The organism is Mesorhizobium sp. M1428 (assembly GCF_040317515.1).
Lineage (GTDB): Bacteria > Pseudomonadota > Alphaproteobacteria > Rhizobiales > Rhizobiaceae > Mesorhizobium.
Genome location: NZ_JAMYKT010000010.1, coordinates 40,726 through 58,206, shown reverse-complemented (window position 1 = coordinate 58,206; position 17,481 = coordinate 40,726). Strand labels below are relative to the sequence as shown.

At 61.6% G+C, this 17,481-nt stretch carries 18 protein-coding genes and 1 pseudogene; 9 read left to right on the top strand and 10 right to left on the bottom strand.

Annotation, left to right across the window (positions count from 1 at the left end; genetic code table 11):
• Positions 1 to 4: 4 nt before the first annotated feature.
• Complete coding sequence (locus NKG60_RS16065; protein WP_352664729.1) at positions 5 to 439, bottom strand: DUF4383 domain-containing protein; 435 nt, start codon at positions 437 to 439, stop codon at positions 5 to 7.
• Positions 440 to 1,185: 746 nt separating this feature from the next.
• Here NKG60_RS16065 and NKG60_RS16060 point away from each other — a divergent pair.
• Entirely contained in the window at positions 1,186 to 2,124 is a 939-nt protein-coding gene (locus tag NKG60_RS16060; RefSeq protein ID WP_352664731.1) for a diacylglycerol/lipid kinase family protein, read from the top strand.
• A gap of 99 nt (positions 2,125 to 2,223) precedes the next feature.
• Here NKG60_RS16060 and NKG60_RS16055 read toward each other — a convergent pair whose 3' ends face one another.
• The 3 genes from NKG60_RS16055 to NKG60_RS16045 all read right to left on the bottom strand — a co-directional run bounded on the left by NKG60_RS16055 (position 2,224) and on the right by NKG60_RS16045 (position 5,793).
• Positions 2,224 to 3,435 (bottom strand): mandelate racemase/muconate lactonizing enzyme family protein, encoded by a 1,212-nt coding sequence (locus NKG60_RS16055; RefSeq protein WP_352975129.1) that lies wholly within the window; start codon positions 3,433 to 3,435, stop codon positions 2,224 to 2,226.
• Positions 3,432 to 5,048 (bottom strand): GMC family oxidoreductase, encoded by a 1,617-nt coding sequence (locus NKG60_RS16050; RefSeq protein ID WP_352664735.1) that lies wholly within the window; start codon positions 5,046 to 5,048, stop codon positions 3,432 to 3,434. The genes NKG60_RS16055 and NKG60_RS16050 overlap by 4 nt, the downstream gene beginning before the upstream one ends.
• A gap of 142 nt (positions 5,049 to 5,190) precedes the next feature.
• Entirely contained in the window at positions 5,191 to 5,793 is a 603-nt protein-coding gene (locus tag NKG60_RS16045; protein WP_352863562.1) for an SMI1/KNR4 family protein, read from the bottom strand.
• 315 nt (positions 5,794 to 6,108) lie between these two features.
• Here NKG60_RS16045 and NKG60_RS16040 point away from each other — a divergent pair, with 315 nt between their 5' ends.
• A complete protein-coding gene (locus NKG60_RS16040) occupies positions 6,109 to 6,789 on the top strand; it encodes a hypothetical protein (protein WP_352664739.1) in 681 nt (226 codons plus the stop codon).
• Between the two features lie 35 nt (positions 6,790 to 6,824).
• Here the strand turns inward: NKG60_RS16040 and NKG60_RS16035 are convergent, their stop codons facing one another.
• Both NKG60_RS16035 and NKG60_RS16030 read right to left on the bottom strand, forming a co-directional pair.
• Positions 6,825 to 7,409, bottom strand: a complete 585-nt coding sequence (locus tag NKG60_RS16035; protein WP_352664741.1) for a GNAT family N-acetyltransferase — start codon at positions 7,407 to 7,409, stop codon at positions 6,825 to 6,827.
• A gap of 116 nt (positions 7,410 to 7,525) precedes the next feature.
• Entirely contained in the window at positions 7,526 to 8,317 is a 792-nt protein-coding gene (locus NKG60_RS16030; protein WP_352664743.1) for an alpha/beta fold hydrolase, read from the bottom strand.
• Positions 8,318 to 8,423: 106 nt separating this feature from the next.
• Here NKG60_RS16030 and NKG60_RS16025 point away from each other — a divergent pair, with 106 nt between their 5' ends.
• Complete coding sequence (locus NKG60_RS16025; protein ID WP_352664745.1) at positions 8,424 to 9,350, top strand: LysR family transcriptional regulator; 927 nt, start codon at positions 8,424 to 8,426, stop codon at positions 9,348 to 9,350.
• A 297-nt stretch (positions 9,351 to 9,647) separates the two neighbouring features.
• Positions 9,648 to 10,619 (top strand): MBL fold metallo-hydrolase, encoded by a 972-nt coding sequence (locus tag NKG60_RS16020; RefSeq protein ID WP_352664747.1) that lies wholly within the window; start codon positions 9,648 to 9,650, stop codon positions 10,617 to 10,619.
• 165 nt (positions 10,620 to 10,784) lie between these two features.
• Here NKG60_RS16020 and NKG60_RS16015 read toward each other — a convergent pair whose 3' ends face one another.
• Entirely contained in the window at positions 10,785 to 11,672 is an 888-nt protein-coding gene (locus tag NKG60_RS16015; protein WP_352664748.1) for a LysR family transcriptional regulator, read from the bottom strand.
• A gap of 100 nt (positions 11,673 to 11,772) precedes the next feature.
• On the opposite strand from NKG60_RS16015, the gene NKG60_RS16010 reads away from it, so the two are divergent.
• The 3 genes from NKG60_RS16010 (at position 11,773) to NKG60_RS16000 (ending at position 13,745) form a co-directional block, all read left to right on the top strand.
• Positions 11,773 to 12,738, top strand: coding sequence for an alcohol dehydrogenase catalytic domain-containing protein (locus NKG60_RS16010; protein ID WP_352664750.1), 966 nt, complete (start codon positions 11,773 to 11,775; stop codon positions 12,736 to 12,738).
• Between the two features lie 150 nt (positions 12,739 to 12,888).
• The gene (locus tag NKG60_RS16005) at positions 12,889 to 13,284 is read left to right on the top strand and encodes an acyl-CoA thioesterase (RefSeq protein WP_023678380.1); all 396 of its coding nucleotides are present in this window, start codon (positions 12,889 to 12,891) and stop codon (positions 13,282 to 13,284) included.
• 152 nt (positions 13,285 to 13,436) lie between these two features.
• The gene (locus NKG60_RS16000; protein WP_352664752.1) at positions 13,437 to 13,745 is read left to right on the top strand and encodes a hypothetical protein; all 309 of its coding nucleotides are present in this window, start codon (positions 13,437 to 13,439) and stop codon (positions 13,743 to 13,745) included.
• 49 nt (positions 13,746 to 13,794) lie between these two features.
• On the opposite strand, the gene NKG60_RS15995 is transcribed toward NKG60_RS16000, so the two are convergent.
• Positions 13,795 to 14,163, bottom strand: a complete 369-nt coding sequence (locus tag NKG60_RS15995) for a winged helix-turn-helix transcriptional regulator (protein WP_023678378.1) — start codon at positions 14,161 to 14,163, stop codon at positions 13,795 to 13,797.
• A gap of 91 nt (positions 14,164 to 14,254) precedes the next feature.
• Between NKG60_RS15995 and NKG60_RS15990 the strand changes: the two genes are divergently transcribed.
• Positions 14,255 to 14,860: an NADPH-dependent FMN reductase gene (locus tag NKG60_RS15990; RefSeq protein WP_023678377.1), complete on the top strand. Its 606-nt coding sequence runs from the start codon at positions 14,255 to 14,257 to the stop codon at positions 14,858 to 14,860.
• 74 nt (positions 14,861 to 14,934) lie between these two features.
• Here NKG60_RS15990 and NKG60_RS15985 read toward each other — a convergent pair whose 3' ends face one another.
• Positions 14,935 to 15,327 carry a winged helix-turn-helix transcriptional regulator gene (locus tag NKG60_RS15985; protein WP_352664754.1) on the bottom strand — a complete coding sequence of 131 codons (393 nt, stop codon included), beginning with the start codon at positions 15,325 to 15,327 and terminating at the stop codon, positions 14,935 to 14,937.
• 98 nt (positions 15,328 to 15,425) lie between these two features.
• Here NKG60_RS15985 and NKG60_RS15980 point away from each other — a divergent pair.
• Positions 15,426 to 16,403: pseudogene (locus NKG60_RS15980) on the top strand (quinone oxidoreductase family protein).
• A gap of 50 nt (positions 16,404 to 16,453) precedes the next feature.
• Here the strand turns inward: NKG60_RS15980 and NKG60_RS15975 are convergent.
• The gene (locus NKG60_RS15975; RefSeq protein ID WP_352664772.1) at positions 16,454 to 17,182 is read right to left on the bottom strand and encodes an HAD family acid phosphatase; all 729 of its coding nucleotides are present in this window, start codon (positions 17,180 to 17,182) and stop codon (positions 16,454 to 16,456) included.
• Positions 17,183 to 17,481: the final 299 nt, after the last annotated feature.

Sequence of the window (17,481 nt, the reverse complement as noted above, 5' to 3'; positions counted from 1 at the left end):
CCGGTCAGGCCGCGGCGAAATGGTCGTACACACGTTTCGACAGCCAGAACCCGACATAGACGGCGAAGCCGCCGATGACGATGTGCGGCAGGTTGGCGAAGAAGCGAGCCGGGAATTCGATGTCGTTCAGGGAGCGGAAGCCGTTGATGAAAATGCCGCCATCGAGGCAGCCGGAACCGGTGACCAGGCCGAGCACGCCGTCGAACAAGTAGACCGAGCCGAATAGCTTGAAATAGAACACCGCCTGGCGGTGCGAGATGAAGGCGGCAGCCAGCGCCCAGACGCCGGAGAAGGCGTGCAGCAAATCGTCGTACCATTGCAGCGAGAACAGGCCGAACAGATTGCTGCCGGCATCGTTGAAGGCCGGCACATAGCCGATGGCAACAACACCGAAGAACAGGAAGGCATAGGCAACAGCAAGCTTCTGGATGAGCGTCATGAAATGTCCCCCTGCCGTCAGCCCTTTTAAACGGCCCCCGACGGCAAATGGATAGTAGCTGATTTTGGCGCAGGGTGAAGCGTCGCCGGCAAAATCGTCTAGCGAGGCCACAAAGACAGTCGGCGCCGGGATTTCTCCCAGCGCCTCCCTGTCAGATCAGGACACGGTCGCGGCAGCAACTCCCGAAAGATGTCGCGCCATGCCGGCCTTGATTTGGCGGTCCTGCCAGTCGCCGCCCGAGGGCAGCGTCCGTTCCGGACCACGCCGGTCTCCGCTCGTGCGAGCTTTGCCCAGCGCGCCATCGAAGGTTTTTGCCGTCCTTCATGGCAGCATCGGTCCGCCGTCGGCGTTCGCACGCTTTCCGCGGCCCCGTAGGTCTCGGCGTCCATCCCTCCAACAGGCAAGCCTGTTCTCGTTCAGGGCCGTACGGGCCTCAGGAAATCCGCCGTTCCGCTTTGCCTTTCGGCGTGGCGATCGGTAGCCGCCTGAGATGGGTTTAATGTACGCCGGATAAGCGTTTGGCGAAACCGCCGCGAGCCTGTGGATAGCGGGATTATCGGGGACTGAGTCCGGCACTGGAGCGATTGCCGATCTTCGACGCCCACCGCCTGCCGGCGGCCGGGATTTGGCGTCTCGATGCCGAAACCGCGTTATTGGGCGTTCGTCCCTTGCCCCGCGGGCCGGCGCGGGCTTCAATGCCGGCAAATAATTGGAAGGCGTGTTCGATGGCCTTGGGGAGGGCGGGCTTGAAGGTCGCGGTGGTTCTCAATCCGATCGCCGGCGGCGGCAGGCTCAAGCGGCATTGGCCCGAGGTTGCGGCTTCGCTGAAAAGACATTTCGGCGATTTCGAGCTGCGTGAAACGCAGGCCGAGGGGGACGCCGAACGGCTGGCGCTCGACCTTGCCGCCATCGGCTTCGAGCTGGTGATCGCGGCAGGCGGCGACGGCACTGCCAGCGAGGTCGCCGACGGGCTGCTGAAGGCTTTCCGGGAGAGCGGCCGGACGGCCGAACTCGGGCTGCTGCCTTGCGGCACCGGCATCGACTTCGCCCGCGGGCTCGGCCTGTCGAACAATGTCGATCTGACGCTGAAGCGGATTGCCGAGGCCAAGCCGCGCAAGGTCGATGCCGGCTGCATCAGTTATGTCGACGACCATGGCGCACTGGCCAGCCGCCATTTCATCAACATCGCCAGTCTCGGGCTTTCCGGCGCTACCGACCGCGCGGTCAACGCCGACAAGCGCAAGGGCAAGGTTTCGGCCAGGGCGCTGTTCTACTGGCGCACGGTCTGGGAATTCCTCCGTTACCGCTTCCAGGAGGTTGCGATCACCATCGACGACGGTGCCCCGGTCGAGGCGCGCATGGCACTGGTGGCGGTGGCCAACGGCAAATTCTTCGGCGGCGGCATGATGATTGCGCCCGACGCCGAGCTTGACGACGGCGAGTTCGACATCGTCATCCTGCGCGCCGCCGGCAAGCTGAAGCTGATCTGGGACATCCGCCTGCTCTATGGCGGGCGGCACCGCAACCATCCGGCGATCACCATCCTGCGCGGCAAGAAAGTGGTTGTCGAGCCGCTCGGCGATGTGCAAAAGAACGCCGCGCTGATCGACATAGACGGCGAATCGCCGGGTCGCATACCGGCGACCTTCGAAATCCTGCCCGGCGCATTGACGCTGAGATATTGAATCAAGCCGTTGAGGGATTGATTCAAGTTCTTTCGGCGGTGATTCCTATCCTGCGTCCAACACGTTGAAATCGCGTGATATTGTCGCCCGCTCGACAGGTCACGGCATCAGCGGCGTCTGCATCATCTGCAAATGCAGGTCCTTGCCGGTCCAGGGATGCGCCTCGCAGACGGCTTCGTCGAGCTCGACGCCGAGGCCGGGCTCCTTCGACGGGATGACGTTACCGTCCTGCCATTCGATCTTCTTCTTAAGCAACTTCTCATGAAAACCGTCCCACTGTTTCAGCGATTCCAGAATGAGGAAGTTGGGCAGCGTCACTGCAAGCTGAATGTTGGCGGCGCCGACGATCGGTCCGGAATAACAGTGCGGCGCGACCTGGATGTGATAGGCCTCGGCCATGGCGGCGATCTTCTTGGTTTCGAGAATGCCGCCGGAGCGGCCAAGGTCGGGCTGAAGAATGGTCGCGGCACGGTTCTCGATGACCCGGGCAAATTCGAATTTCGTGGTCAGTCTTTCCCCTGTCGCGATGGGGATCGAAGTGCCCCTTGCGACTTGAGCCATCACTTCGGGCATGTCGGGCGGCACCGGCTCCTCGAACCACAGCGGATCGTAGGGCTCGATGGCGCGGGCGAGGCGCAGCGCACCCGATGCGGTGAACTGGCCGTGCGTGCCGAACAGGATGTCGGCTCTGGTGCCGACCGCCTCGCGGATCGCCTTGACCATGCGGGCGGAGAGGTCGATGTCGACGAGGCGCGGCTGGTGGCCGTCGAAGGCGGTGTAGGGGCCGGCCGGGTCGAGCTTGACGGCGTTGAAACCCTGCTCGACATATTCGAGCGCGCACGCTGCAGCCAGATCGGGATCGTTGTAGACGTTCTTGCCGCGGGCGTCCTCGGAGTGGACGCTGCCGCTGTGCGGGTAGAGGTAGGTATAGGAACGCAGCGTTTCGTGTACCTGGCCGCCAAGCAGCTTGTAGACTGGCTTGCCGGCCTCCTTGCCGATGATGTCCCAGCAGGCGATTTCGAGCGCCGAGAAACAGCCCATGCCCGACACGTCGGGGCGTTGGGTGAAGCCGGATGAATAGGCTCGGCGGAAGAAGTTTTCGAAGTCGTGCGGATCGCGGCCGACGAGATAGCGCTCGGCCATGTCCTCAACCATCTTCGCCGTGACATGAGCCGAGAAGGTGGCGTTGTAGGCTTCGCCATAGCCGACGACGCCGCCATCGGTGGTGAGCTTGACGAAGATGAAATACTTGCCGCCGATGCCGGGCGGCGGATTGCCGACAACCCAGGTCTTGACGTCGGTGATTTTCATTTCTGATCCTCCAGAACCAGTTCGGCGCCCTTCCATCCGGTCATGATCGCGGCGGCGTTGGTGTTGCCGGTGATGTTGTCGGGAAAGATCGAGGCGTCGATGACGCGCAGGGATTCGAGGTCGTGCACCTTCAGGCGCGGATCGACGACGGCGCGCGCCGCGTCCGGCCCCATGCGGCAGGTCGAGACCGGGTGATAGACGGTGCCCGAGCGCTTCCTGAAATCCTGAATGAGATCCGCATCGGAGGTGATCGACGGACCCGGCAAAACCTCTTCCTCGATGATCTCCGCCATCGCCGGCATCGAGGCGATCTTCCGGACGAATTTCACCGCCGCCAGCATTTCGGCGACATCCGCCTCGGTCGAAAAGGCGTTGGCGACGATTCTGGGATAGTCGCGCGGATTGGCGGAACGGAGCATGATTTCGCCGCGGCTCGACGGACGGCAATTGGACAGCCCGATGGAAAAGCCCGGCCATGGATCGGGTGTCAGGATTGGCCGTTCGCCGCTCTTTGGAATGACCGTCGAAAACGCCTGGAAATAGAGCTGCATGTTGGGCCGTGCCGCCGCAGGGTCAGTGCGGAAGAAACCGCCGGCATTGTTCATCGACAGCGACAGCGGGCCTGAGCGCAAAAACACGTATTGCATGCCGACCAGCAGCTTGCCCCACCACGGGCGCAGGATCTGGTTGAGCGTCGGCAACCGGCCCTTGAAGGTGTAGTTGATGCCGACATGGTCCTGCAGGTTTGCCCCGACATTTTCGTTGACGTGAACGACAGGAATGCCGAGCGCGCCGAGAAGCGCCGACGGGCCGACACCGGAAAGCTGCAGCAGTTGCGGCGAATTGACCGAACCGCCCGACAGGATGACCTCGCGGCCGGCACGGGCGGTCTTTGTCTCGCCATTCTGGAGATACTCGACACCGACGGCGCGCTTGCCCTCGAACAGGATTTTTGTCGCCAGCGCGTTGATCTCGACGCGGACGTTTTTGCGCTTCATTGCCGGGCGCAGGAAGGCACGCGCCGCCGACATGCGGCGGCCGTTCCTGGTGGTGATCTGGTAGACGCCGACGCCTTCCTGCGAGGCGCCGTTGAAATCCGGGTTGAGCGGCAGGCCGGCCTGGTTGGCGGCGGCGAGATAGCGCTTGGTGAGCGGATGGACGGAGGTCGAGCAGTCGGTGACATGCAGCGGCCCGCCGACGCCGCGCCATTGGTCGGCGCCGGCCTGATTGTCCTCCAGCGCCTTGAACGCGGGCAGCAGGTCGTCGAAGCCCCAGCCGGGATTGCCGGCCGCTGCCCAGGCGTCGAAATCCTCGCGCGCGCCCCTGATCCAGACCATGGCGTTGATCGAACTCGAGCCGCCGAGCAGCTTGCCGCGCGGCCAGTGGTCGGCATTGCCGGCAAGCCCAGGGTCAGGCTCGGCTTTGTAGTTCCAGTTGACCGCCGGGTCGAAGAACGTCTTGCCGTAGCCGAGCGGCATCTGCACGTAGAAGCGACGGTCGCTGCCGCCGGCCTCGAGCACCAGCACCGAGAAGCGGCCGGAAGCCGACAGCCTTTCGGCCAGGACCGAGCCGGCCGAGCCGGAACCGACGATGATGAAGTCATAGGTCTGCATGGCGGCTGCGGCTGGCTCCGGAATTCGGCTCTAACCTAGGCTTCGGCGCGACGCGGCGTCGCCGGGTCTTCCGGCATCCGATGTGAAAAAAGCGACTGGTGATAGTCGGTTTGAATGGCCGCCTGTGGCCTGTTGCCGGAGTTCAGTCGCGTTCGCGCCCACCCGGGTCGAACAGGGCCGCCACCTCGTTGGCTTCTTCCAGCAGGAAAGTGAACACGCTTGGGTAGGATTTGATCGAACCGGACAGAGGATCATCACTCTCCCAGCGAAAGACCCTCCCATCCGAATTCATGCAAATTAAATCTCCGTTGTCCCCTAGCGCACCAATAAAGAGAACATCGTCTGGTGCATTGCTTGGCCGTCTCTCTATATTCGGTTCCAGTATGGAGAATGGTTGTTGACCTGCCTCCACCAAATTTGTGCGTGACCAGCTACGTCGCAGCCCATATACGCTTATACAATTCGCAAACAGACCCATCCCGTTGTGAAGCATGAGAAAACAACGGAAATTATCTGGAAGTCGATGCGAAAGTTCAAACTCAAGCTGCTTAATTCCGATGGCGCCAAGTGGCGCATACAGCTGATGCAAATGCGCTTGAGGCGCTCGATGTGGGGTATGGCCAATCCACTCCGTTCCATCCGGATAGGTCTTCTGCCCGAGGCGTTTCCATTTATCGACTAGGGTTCGGAGCTCTCTGTATGCACGAGCGTCTTCATTGCTTGACCATTCTTCCTGCGAACGCATTGTCCCTAATAGCTCCATTTACCCACTTTGACGGGTTCCTAGGGTCTACCTTGTCAACCTGACCTATCACATCGAAAACAACGGGCGAACATCACAGAGTTGGTAATCACGCCCGACGGTGACTTTCGCGCCTACAACTAGGGTTGCCAGCCAGTTCGTTCGGCCGGAGACGTGAGACTTGCCAAGCTGCGATCCGCTGCGGAAGTCCAGCTGTTGCAATGTCGGTGAGCCTCGCTACGGCTTTGATTGATCTGTTTGCGTTCAGTAATGTTCGCCGGTGACGCTCAACATTACGATTGCCGTTGAAGAGGTTAGATGTTCTCCAGCTTGATCGAAAGATTTCGTCGGCAGCCAGACCTCGGTCGTGCGCCTCAGCGTGGTAAAGCGTTGGGCGACATTGCCGCTGGAGCATTGGAAGGCGGCTTGGCATCCGATTTTCAACGAGTAGGGGATTTGTTCTGGGTTGGCAGTCCGACAAATCATATACGCTATCTGCTGAAATTTCAGGCGTTGAAAGGCATGACCTTCTCCGCGTGTTGGGGCGTCTCGATCGACTTTGTACCAATTTTCAAAGGCGGAAGCCTCCGGTGGAAAAGAACGGCGAAGTCAGCGAATTTTGACCTTTGCATTGACCCGATTGATTCATCGGGCCGGATTCCCAACTGGTGCTCATTCTATAGTAACGATAGCGCCTATCAGGTTGAACGCGCCACTTTGGCGGCGCTCAATGCTGCCCAGCAGGACTGGTCCAGAATCACCGAACTAAAGGACGTTGCTGCTAGTTTCGAACAACGATCCAAGATGAAATTTCGACGTTTTTCGTTGGAAAACTATGTGCAAACAGACCTCGCCTGGGGCTTGGCCCTTGTTGCCGTTGGAGACGCGGATCGGGGCCAGCATCACATCGACGCATTTTGTGAGCAATTTGCCGTTGCGCCGGAGACGACCATCCTCGCAAAAGCGAGAAGCGAAGCGGGCGCAATAGCGGCTGGATGACAACTTGCCACCCGTAGCCGAACTTCAAGCTGCGATCACAGGCGATGATCGGCAATCTGCTTGAATTCATAGCGCATGATCGGGCGGGCCGGCGTCCTGCGGGCAACGACCTTGAACCCGGCGCGCGCGAAGGTGGAGGCATATCCGCTGCCGGAAGCGCTCGGCGACACGTCGGCGTCGAAAGGATAGGCTTCGAGTGCCGGAGCATTTGCGCGCCTTGCGACTTCCAGAGCCTGTGCAATCAGCTGGGATGTTACGCCCCGCCGGCGGTATTGTTTTCGCACGTAGAGGCAGGACACGGACCAGACCGGCCTGTCGTCCACGCGCTTGAGCTGCCACAGCCGATCGAGCCAGGGCAGGGCATCTCGCGGTGTCACCTGGCACCAGCCGACAGCCACATCGCCGTCGAAAGCAAGCAAACCCGGAGGCGGACCATGCTGGACGGCTTGCCGGAACGCTGCCTTGTTTTCCTCGCCGGGCCGCTTTCGATAAGAACCACCGATCCGCCCGTACATACACCAACAACGACTGCACACGGCGCTGTCACCGAACAGGTCCTCGAGCGCCGGCCACAGATCGGGCGTCAGTGGGCGAATGCTGAGTTCCATGTCAGCCGTCATTCGCTATCGATGTTGCCCAGTCTAGCCTGCACTGCGCGCTAGCGCATCATAGGTTGCGGTCGATGCGGGGGATGTTCGAAACGGGCATTCACTCAGCATCCCCGCCGTGCTCCGGCTCAGCGCAGAAAACCGAGCACGGCCTCCATGAATTCGGCAGGGTACTCGACGTTCGACAAGTGGACCGCGGGCAGGACAACCAGTTTTGCGCCGGGCGCCGTCGCCGCGATCAGCTCGCTGTGGCTGGCGGCTGTCACCGTGTCGTGGCGGCCGGCGATCACCAGCGTTGGCCTGGAAATCAGCGCTACGGTTCGGCGAAGATCCACATCGCGAACCGCCGCGAACAGGCCAGCCAAGCCTTGCCGGTCGATGGCCAGCAGCATGGCGCGGAATTCTTCGATGACGGGCTCGTTGGCCGCCAGCATACGCGCAGGAAACCAGTTGCCCAGGAACATCTCGGCGGTTTCCGACATGTCCGGCGCCTGCAGCACGGCGGCAATCCGCTCGTCAAACTGCTTTGCCGGTCCGAGATAGGACGAGGTGTTGCTCAGGATCAAGCGCTCGATCCGCTCGGGCGCGTGGATGCCGAGCCACTGCCCGACGAAGCCGCCCAACGACAGACCGAGGAAGTGAACGCGTTCAATGCCCAGGGCATCGAGCAACTCGATCACGTCGCGGCCAAGCCGGTCGAGCGAATAAGCGCCGGCCGGAACGCTCGACCCTCCGTGGCCGCGAAAATCATAACGCAGAACACGGAAATGCTTCGACAACTCGTCGACCTGCATGTCCCACATCCGCAGTGTGGTGGCGATGGAATTCGACAGCATCAGCACGGGTTTCCCGGCGTTGGCGTCGATGCGGTAGGCGATGCGTGTGCCATCGCCGACGGTCACGAAATCCAGCTCATTCATGGTGAATACACCTTCCTTCTTGAAGCGTTGAATGTGGCAAAGCCTAGCTGTGGCGTGCTTTTGATGATATTACAAAGATAGGACGATCTCTGTAATAGAAGCTGACATGGCCGAATTCACCCTGCACGACCTGCAATGCTTCGATGCCGTGGTCCGCTGCGGCGGCTTCCAGCCTGCGGCGGCCATGCTGCATCGCTCGCATCCGGCGGTGTTCGCCGCCGTTGCAAAGCTGGAGCGGCAACTCGACCTCGTCCTTTTGGATCGCAGCGGCTATCGCGTGCGCCCCACCGAGGCAGGGCTGTCGTTCCATCGCAGGGCACAATCGCTGCTGCGCGAGCTGGAAGGTTTGCGGCTTCATGCTGCTCAGCTGTCAATGGGCGAAGAAAGCGAGATCCATGTGGTGATCGGCGACCTTTGCCCGCGCCCGCAGGCACTGGGCATGCTCGGACGGTTCTTCGCCCAGTGCCCGGGCACACGCCTGCATCTGCACTTCGAGGCGGTGGGCGGGCCGTGGGAGCGCCTCTTCGATGACGAAGCCGATTTGATCCTGCACTGGATCGACAAGAGCGATCCGCGGGTGGAATGGATCGATCTGTGCAAGGTGCCATTCGTCCCAGTTGTGGCGTCGGGCTTTCTGCCGGAGCGCATCAAGCACCCCATCACGCCGGATCAGATGCACGCGTTCACCCAATGTGTCATGCGCGACACGGCCCGCCATTCACCGCAACAAGACTACTTCATGATCGAGGGTGCGCCTCAATGCATGGTGGCCGATCAGGGCATGAAGAAGGAAATCATCCTGCAGGGCCTCGGATGGGGCCACATGCCCCGCTTCCTGATCGAGGAGGAACTGCGCGACGGACGCCTGCAATCCATTGCCGGCCGTCATCTGCCAGGCCGCACCGAGGAGTTGGTGGTGGCGCGCCGCCGCGACCGGCCGCACGGGCCGATCTCGAACCGTCTGTGGGACTATATCGAGCAAGAGGCGCCGAAATTGCGCCGGGCGCTCGAACCTCGGAAGCCTGTCCAGTAGGCCAAGCCAGGGCTCGGCATCGAGTGAGTTCTTCGAGGCCGCTTAGCGCACGGGCAAACCAGCGGCCTTACCCGCTTAAGTTCACTGCTGCACAATATGCAGCAGTGAAGTGCATCCCATCGCTATTCCCGCTGTTTATGAGGCGCCTTATTGATGTCGCAAGGAGTTCGCCATGAACCGCGTTAACCCGCCCGAAGATTTCCATTTCCCGCGGGGTAGTCCAACGGTCGGCATCCGCCCCTGGCAGCGATCCCGTAGCCTGCGCCTAGCTTCGTCTACAATTCGAAGGACAAGACCATGAATATCGACCGTCGAACGTTCGGCCTCGGCACTCTTAGCGCCGGCGCCCTGCTACTTTCCCCGATCAGCCTCTTTGGGAGCAACGCTGCGGCTATCGCCGCCCCGTCTCCGGCTTCGCTTGCGAGCGCCCACAGGTTCATGCTCGGCAACCTCGAGATCACGGCACTGAGCGACGGCTACCTCAATCTCGGCCTAGAACTCTTCCCTTCCGCAGATCCGGCTGCCGCTGAAGCGCTGCTGGCAAAGGCATTCCTGCCAAAACTACTCCCGACCTCGGTCAATGCTTACCTTGTCACCAGGGGCGACAGACGGGTGCTGATCGATACCGGCACGGCATCGGCGATGGGGCCCATACTGGGACATCTACCTGAGGCACTCGCCACCGCCGGCGTCAGGCCGGAAGAAATCGACACGGTAATCATCACCCACCTCCATCCCGACCATGCCAACGGCCTTGTTGGTAGTGGCGGCACGGCCGCCTTCCCGGCAGCGGAGGTCGTGGTTGCCATGCCGGAATTCGCTTTCTGGCACGATGACGGGATCCTATCCAAGGCGCCCGACCGGATGAAGCCGTACTTCGAAATAGCGCGCAAATCGCTGGTGCCTTACCATGGCAAGATCCGGAAGATCGAAGGTGAGGTCGAGATCGCGCCCGGGATCACCGCATTGCCTGCGCCTGGACACACGCCGGGGCATCTCGCGCTTCGAATTGGCTCTGGTGACGCCAACCTGCTGCTCTTGACTGACGTAATCCACGCCTCCGCGCTGCAATTTGCGCATCCGGAATGGGCAATCGCCTTCGATGTGGACCAGGAGGCTGCAATCGCCACACGCAAGAAGGTGCTCGACATGGTGTCTGCGGATGGCCTGCTCGTCGCAGGCATGCACCTACCGTTCCCGGGCATCGGTCATGTTATCCGCGAAGGCAACGCCTACGCCTACGTCCCGACGCCCTGGCCCGCTTTGTGAACGGGACGGTTCCGGTCTAAAGCGCGTCGCCTCGACCGGCCTCATGCGACGCGCTTTAGGTTGTTGTTTTATGCATGTCGTTATCGCAAAACCGCCGCACACTTTTGCGCGACGTGCGTTAAGTTTATTGCCGACCATGACTTGGTTATGCAGTGAAAGCAAAATCTACGTCCCGGAAATTCGATTGGCGAGCAGCAACTGGCGTACGGCGGGAGCAGGATTGTGCTTTCTCCAGGCGAGCCAGAAGTCGATGGTGTGCGGCCACCACGACAAATATCGGAACTTGACGCCGGGAACCTGAGCCCGCGTGGCGCTCTCAGGGACGAAGCCTCGTCCCACACCCGCCTCGACCAGGCCAAGCATCGCCGACAGTTGAGACACTTCGTAACGGATTTCTGGCCGAAACCCAGCCCTGGCGCATTGTTGTGCAAACCGTCCTTGCCATGCTGCGTCTCCTTCCCGAGGCACCACGACCCATGCCACCCCATCCAGATGGGCTGGCCTTATCTGCCGCTTTAAGGCCAATTTGTCATCCGCCGGCAGTGCCAGCAGCAGGTGATCCGCTAGAAGCCGATGAATCACAACGTCGTCGTGTTCGGCGCGTGGCGTATAAATGATCCCGGCATCGATCACCCCATCTGCAAGCGCCGCAAGCTGCATCTCAGTGCTAAGTGGCATAAGCTCCACCGCGAGCGAGGGGCATTGCGCGCGGAGTTCCCGAAGATGCTTCGACAGCAGGCCTCCTTGCATCGCTCCATCGACATATCCAACCCGGATCCGCCCCTGCTCTCCTGATGACAGCGACTGGGCGCGCCGCCTGAAGCCGTCCACTCGACTGAGGATGGTCTTCGCATCGCCCAAGAGCAGTTCACCGACCGGTGTCAAGGTCAAGCGCTGCTTCTGCCGCCAGAACAAGTCGACGCCCAGTTCAGTTTCGAATTCGCGAATAGCTCTGCTCAGCGGCGGTTGCGATATGCGCAGCCGCTGCGCGGCCCTCGTCACCAGTTCGCTCTCTGCAACCGCAACGAAATATCTCAGGTGTCGCAGGTCCATCTCATACCCTTTTGGTCTGACCTTATATGAACAATGTCCTTTTCGGTATCGATATTGCCTGCTTATGGTTGCGAGCGAAAGATTGGGAAAGGAGATATTTGTGAAGGCGATCGTGTTTGAGCAGTCCGGCGCCGCCGAAGATGTTCTACGCTTTCGAGAGGTGCCCAAGCCCGCCTGCGGTCCTCGCCAAGTGCTGCTGCGCGTGTCCGCCCGGGTAATCCAACCGGCCGATCGGCTATTCATTGCCGGCAAGTACGTGACCCAGCCCGTCTATCCGCAGGTCGCGGGTTACGACGGTGCTGGCATCGTCGAGCAGGTGGGCGAAGAGGTTCGCGAGCTCGACGTCGGTCGCCGCGTAGCATTTCGCAGCCCGGGAGCATGGGCCGAGCACGCTGCCGTGCCGGTCGAGCACGTGCATCCGGTTCCGCTCGAACTCAGCGAAAGCCTTAGTGACGAGCTAGTCTGTCAGTTTCCACTCAACCCGCTCACCGCCTGGGGCCTTCTGGATCTGGCGCCGACGGCGCCTGCCCATCGGGTTCTACTCACAGCAGCGCGCTCCGCGGTTGCCGCCGTTGCCGATCAACTGGCGCGCAAGCGCGGCATGATTGTCGAACGTCTTGTGCGCGAAAAAGAATCCTATCGTCTCCTTGATGCCCAATTCCAGGTCATCGGATCCGGTGCCACTGTTGCAGCAGCGCTGAGCACCGCGGAGCCATACCATCTGGTGCTTGATCCCGTCGGCGGCCCCGATACGGTCTCACTTATCGAGCGCATCTCGCCGGGCGGAAGCCTGTTCTCCTATGGCGTTCTCGACGATCGCTCGTTCGAAGTTAAGGCCTCCATGTTGCTTTACAAGTCCTTGCGCTGGTGCGGCTTCGCGCTCAGTGGCTGGCAGCGCAGCGCCAGCCGGGAGACGCTTGCCAACGCCGCACGCGAATGTTGGGCGCTGCTCGCCGAACATCCCGGCACGCTGCCGGTAATTGCCCGGTATGGCCTGGAAAATTTCAGTTTCGCGCTCGAACATGCGGCGAGATCCGCAGGCGAGGGCAAGGTGGTGCTGATCTGATCTCGAAAGCAGCCAAGTCGAACTCTGTTGTAGATATTGGCCCGTGGCGGCTCGGCCTTCGCCATCGGGCCGCGACCTGTTCAATGGCGCGTTGACCTGTCCGTGCCGTGACGGTACGGGATCGGGACAATCGGTTCGAGAGGATTGGCCATGGTGCATTACGCGGACGGGCGGCCGATCGGCGATCTTACGCTCAGGACGCTGGCCATGCCTTCCGACGCCAATGCGGCAGGCGACATTTTTGGCGGCTGGGTGATGGCGCAGATGGATCTCGCCTGCGGCATCCGCGCCGCCGAGCGCGCCAAGGGCCGCGTGGTGACGGCGGCGGTGAAGGAAATGTCCTTCGCCAAGCCGATGAAGATCGGCGACACGCTGTGCATCTATACGCATGTCGAACGCGTCGGCCGCACCTCGATGACGCTCAAGGTCGAGGCCTGGGCGCAGCGCTATCTCTCCGACCTGATGGAGAAGGTCACCCATGCCGACTTCGTCATGGTGGCGCTGGACGGCGAAGGCAAGCCGAAGGCAGTTCCGGCGGAAGGCTGACCGGCCTGATTCCAGAAGACGGATATAAACAGCCGTCTCTCCCGCGCGGGGGATGCGGGCAGCGATCCCGCGTGGTCTTTGACTAACGGGTTCCCGCATGCGCCTGCAGCGCGACCGGCGGGATATTGGGAGGAAAGACAATGCGTCAACACATGCTGAACGCTGCCCTGGCGGGTGCCTTTGCAGCCTTGCTCTGCCTGTCGTCCGCGAGCGCTTTTGCCGAGGTCAAAAAAGGCGATCCAGGCGCTACCTGTACGTCGGAAAACCGCACCATCAACGGGCAGGCGGCCAAGTGCGAGATCTGCTCGGCGACGAAATGCGATACCAGCGGCACGACGGTGAGCAATTGCCGCAAGGAGACGACCACGACCTGTACGATTGGCGGGAGGGTGGTCAGTCCCAACCCGAAATGGAACCGGATCGAGAAGCTGCCGAAGAGCAAGATGCAGTTACAGCAGTAGGGCTCGTCCGGAGGATTCCGACAGGTTCAAACCCTTGCAGCGCAAGGGTTCAGCTGTGCATGGCGTCGAATTTTTCGCGCGCCGCCTTGACGCGCTCTGTGTTCTTGCGCGCCCATTCGCCGAGCGCATCGACCGGCACAAGCAGCTCGTAGCCAAGATCGGTCAATTCGTAGTCGACCCGCGGCGGGATGGTCGGGAATACCGTGCGGGTGACGAAGCCGTCGCGCTCGAGCCCGCGCAAGGTCGTGGTCAGCATCTTTTGCGAAATGCCGCCGACGGCGCTGCGCAGCTCGTTGAAACGCAGCGGCCCGTTGCCGAGCTTGCCGACGACGAGCACCGTCCATTTGTCGCCGACACGTTGCAGGATTTCCGAGATGGCGCGGCAGTCCTCGGTGCGGTGCGGGTGCCTTGGTAACAAAAAAGTGCCTCCTTGCACATTGAGGTGCCAGTTACTCATATAGCTCAGGTATCTAAACGATACCAGTATTCCCGTAAGGAGAGCCCCCTCTATGTCAAAACCCAAAATCGCCATCATCATTGGTTCGACCCGCGCGGCCCGCTTTGCCGACGTCCCGACCCAATGGATTGCCAAGATCGCCAAGTCGCACGCCGACATCGACGTTGAAGTCGTCGACCTGCGCGATTTCCCGCTGCCGTTCTTCGATGAGGTCGCATCCTCCGCCTGGGTGCCGTCGCAGAACGAAGTGGCGCAGCGCTGGCAAAAGAAGGTCGCCGGATTCGACGGCTTCATCTTCACCGCCGCCGAATACAATCATGGCCCGACGGCCGTGCTGAAGAACGCAATCGACTACGCCGCCAACGAGTGGAACAAGAAGCCGGCCGGCTTCGTCGGCTATGGCAGCGTCGGTGGCGCGCGCGCGGTCGAGCAGCTGAGGCTGCATGCGGTCGAGCTGCAGATGGCGCCGGTGAAGTCCGCCGTACACATCGCCTGGGCCGATTTCCTTGCTGTCAAGCAAGGCGACAAGAAGCTCGACGAGTTCGAGCACCTCAACCAGGCGGCAACCGCGCTGGTCAACGACATTGCATGGTGGGCCAGGGTGCTGAAGACGGCGCGTCAGGCCGATGCCGTCGCCGAGGAAGTCAAAGCGGCCTGAGCACAGGTTCGAACAGTCCTCCCAAGGATTAATTCTCCCAAGCATTGGGGCGGCGCATGCGCCGCCCTTTTTGTTCACACGGCATGGGCGTCCTGCGTTTGCCGTGGCCTGATGATGCAATCGGCAAGGCGGTCCATCTCGTTCAGCTCGTCGGCGTGATGCTGGCCCCACTGGCAAAGTGCCAGCAGGATCGGCTCGAGGCTGAGGCCGAGCCGCGTCGCCGAATATTCGACGCGCGAGGGGATCTCGGCAAAGATCTCGCGGCGCACGAGGCCGTGCTCTTCCATTTCGCGAAGCTGCTGGATCAGCACTTTCTGGGTGATATCGGGCATCAGCGCCTGCAGCGCCGACAGCCGCCGCGGCCCGTCGAAGAGATGGTACAGGATGACCGCCTTCCAGCGGCCCGAAATCACTTTAAGCGCGCGCTCTGCCGGCAGCATCGGCAGTCTCTTGATCAGCTTGGCCATGGTCACCTCCCGGTCAGCAGCCGACAAATCGGTGTGTAGTCGAAGCCAGGCAGATAGTGGCAAACAGCGGCCGATGCCAACAGCGATCGGTGCATGCGATGAGAGCCATTCAACTGAGCCGCTTCGGCGGGCCTGACGTTCTCGACATAGTCGCGGTGCCGAAGCCTGAGCCGCAAGCCGGCGAGGTCCTGGTCCGCGTTCATGCGGCCGGGGTGAATTTCTTCGAAGTGCTGATGCGCGCGGATCGCTATGCGGTGACGCCGCAACTGCCGATGATCCCTGGCGTCGAGGCCGCCGGGATCGTCGAGGCGCTCGGGCATGGGGTGGAGGCTTCCTTGCTCGGCATGCGCGTCGCCGCGCCGTTGTTCGCCTCGAGCCGCCCGTTTGGCGGCTATGCCGAGTATGTGACGATCGACGCAAGCCTGGCCGTGCCGCTGCCGCATGCGCTGTCGTTCGAAGACGCGACGGCATTGATGGTGCAAGGGCTGACGGCGCTGCATCTATCGCGGCAAAGCCCGCCGGCCGGCAAATCGGTGCTGGTCGCGGCTGCCGCGGGCGGCGTCGGTTCGTTGCTTGTCCAGCTTGCCAAGTGCGCCGGCGCGAGCCGCGTCATCGCGGCTGCAACAAGGCCAAGCTCGACCTTGCTTTGTCGCTGGGGGCCGACGCTGCCGTCGACTACAGCAAGACGGATTGGCCGGAGCACGTCCGGGCAGCGGCAGGCGGCGCCGGCGTCGACATCATCTACGACATCGTCGGCGGCCCGCTGACGGCGGCCGCGCTCGGGGCCCTTGCGCCTTGTGGAGAGCTGGTATTTGCCGCACTGGGGAGATACAGGCTCGGCGCCCCGCAGATGGAGGCGATGATCGGCCGCAACCAGTCGCTGAGGGGTTTTGCCCTGCTGCCGTTGCTGTCTCCAGACGTCCTCCGTGACGGCCTTTTGGAGCTTTTTCGATCTGGCCGCGAGCGGTGAGCTCAAGGTGACCAACGGCGGCCGCTTCCCGCTCGACCAGGCCACCCACGCGCATCGCCTGCTGGAGGAGCGCGGCGCGACCGGCAAGGTAGTCTTGATACCTTAGCGTGGTGCTCCGCAAGGATCCGAGGATCCGGGCTTGTGCCGTTCCGGCCGTCAGCGAACTCGGTAGAACGGATTAGGCAGCAGGAACAGCTTCTCGGCATGCCCGCCGAACAGGTCGGATGGCTGGTCACCGACATTGGCAATTATCGTGTAGCCGGCCTTTTCGATTTCGGCCCTTATGGGTGCCTTGAAATCTGCGGCGGAGCCGTATTTGGCCCCAGGCTGGACCATGTAAAGTTGCTCATAGCCGGCATAACCGGCCGACTGCAGGTTCTGTTCGGTTGCCTGACGCTGGTCCTCCGGACGTCCGGTGATGAAGAACACTGTGACTTTCGCCGTTTGCGCCTGCCGGAAAACCTCCAGCACAGGGTCGATAGCCGGATCCTTCGCAAGCTGGTCCCAGGCGGCCCAGCCACAGGGACCGTCGATTGCGATGTCGCAGGCGCCGCCGATCGGGCGGCCGAAATTATCACGTGTGATCACTTCCCAGTTGGCCAAAGCCGTCTCGTCGATGTCGAGCACCAGTGCTGGGCGACGCACCTCCATTGCGCGCTTGACGACCCAGTCGCCGGCCTGCTTCGCCACTGCGGCAAGGTCGCGATCATAGTCGCCGGAATCATGATAATTGGCGGCCGCCAGCATCGCATCGCCGACATTGGCTGGCTGGGACGGGCTTGTGAGAAGGAGCGAGTCGGAACGCGCCGGCCAAGGAACATTTGTGCCAATCATCAGCACGATTGCCCCGGCACGCGCAATTCTATTCCAGCCAATCGCCCGCATCACGAGACTTTGCTGTCACGAGAAGTCGGCTGTCAAGCGAGGTCTTCCACGGTAGTGTCTCAGTTTGAAATTTGAAATATGCGAAAGCGCCTATCCCGGTTTGCTTGGTCAATGGATGATCTGTGCGAGAAGATGGACGCCGTTGCGCCCAAGCCCGGCAAGCGCGGTTCCTAAAAGAAACGGTAAGATCGTCCATGGCAGATCGAGATCGTTGGATAATTCATATCAAAGAGCTTCGCTCTAGGCACGGCGTAAGTCTCCTCGAAGCGGAACGCATTGCCTTGTCAGATCCTCACTGG

Coding starts and splice junctions, on each gene's coding strand:
- NKG60_RS16065 (WP_352664729.1), bottom strand. CDS start 439: ATGACGCTCATCCAGAAGCTTGCTGTTGCCTATGCCTTCCTGTTCTTC.
- NKG60_RS16055 (WP_352975129.1), bottom strand. CDS start 3,435: ATGAAAATCACCGACGTCAAGACCTGGGTTGTCGGCAATCCGCCGCCC.
- NKG60_RS16050 (WP_352664735.1), bottom strand. CDS start 5,048: ATGCAGACCTATGACTTCATCATCGTCGGTTCCGGCTCGGCCGGCTCG.
- NKG60_RS16045 (WP_352863562.1), bottom strand. CDS start 5,793: ATGCGTTCGCAGGAAGAATGGTCAAGCAATGAAGACGCTCGTGCATAC.
- NKG60_RS16040 (WP_352664739.1), top strand. CDS start 6,109: ATGTTCTCCAGCTTGATCGAAAGATTTCGTCGGCAGCCAGACCTCGGT.
- NKG60_RS16035 (WP_352664741.1), bottom strand. CDS start 7,409: ATGACGGCTGACATGGAACTCAGCATTCGCCCACTGACGCCCGATCTG.
- NKG60_RS16030 (WP_352664743.1), bottom strand. CDS start 8,317: ATGAATGAGCTGGATTTCGTGACCGTCGGCGATGGCACACGCATCGCC.
- NKG60_RS16025 (WP_352664745.1), top strand. CDS start 8,424: ATGGCCGAATTCACCCTGCACGACCTGCAATGCTTCGATGCCGTGGTC.
- NKG60_RS16020 (WP_352664747.1), top strand. CDS start 9,648: ATGAATATCGACCGTCGAACGTTCGGCCTCGGCACTCTTAGCGCCGGC.
- NKG60_RS16015 (WP_352664748.1), bottom strand. CDS start 11,672: ATGGACCTGCGACACCTGAGATATTTCGTTGCGGTTGCAGAGAGCGAA.
- NKG60_RS16005 (WP_023678380.1), top strand. CDS start 12,889: ATGGTGCATTACGCGGACGGGCGGCCGATCGGCGATCTTACGCTCAGG.
- NKG60_RS16000 (WP_352664752.1), top strand. CDS start 13,437: ATGCTGAACGCTGCCCTGGCGGGTGCCTTTGCAGCCTTGCTCTGCCTG.
- NKG60_RS15990 (WP_023678377.1), top strand. CDS start 14,255: ATGTCAAAACCCAAAATCGCCATCATCATTGGTTCGACCCGCGCGGCC.
- NKG60_RS15985 (WP_352664754.1), bottom strand. CDS start 15,327: ATGGCCAAGCTGATCAAGAGACTGCCGATGCTGCCGGCAGAGCGCGCG.
- NKG60_RS15975 (WP_352664772.1), bottom strand. CDS start 17,182: ATGCGGGCGATTGGCTGGAATAGAATTGCGCGTGCCGGGGCAATCGTG.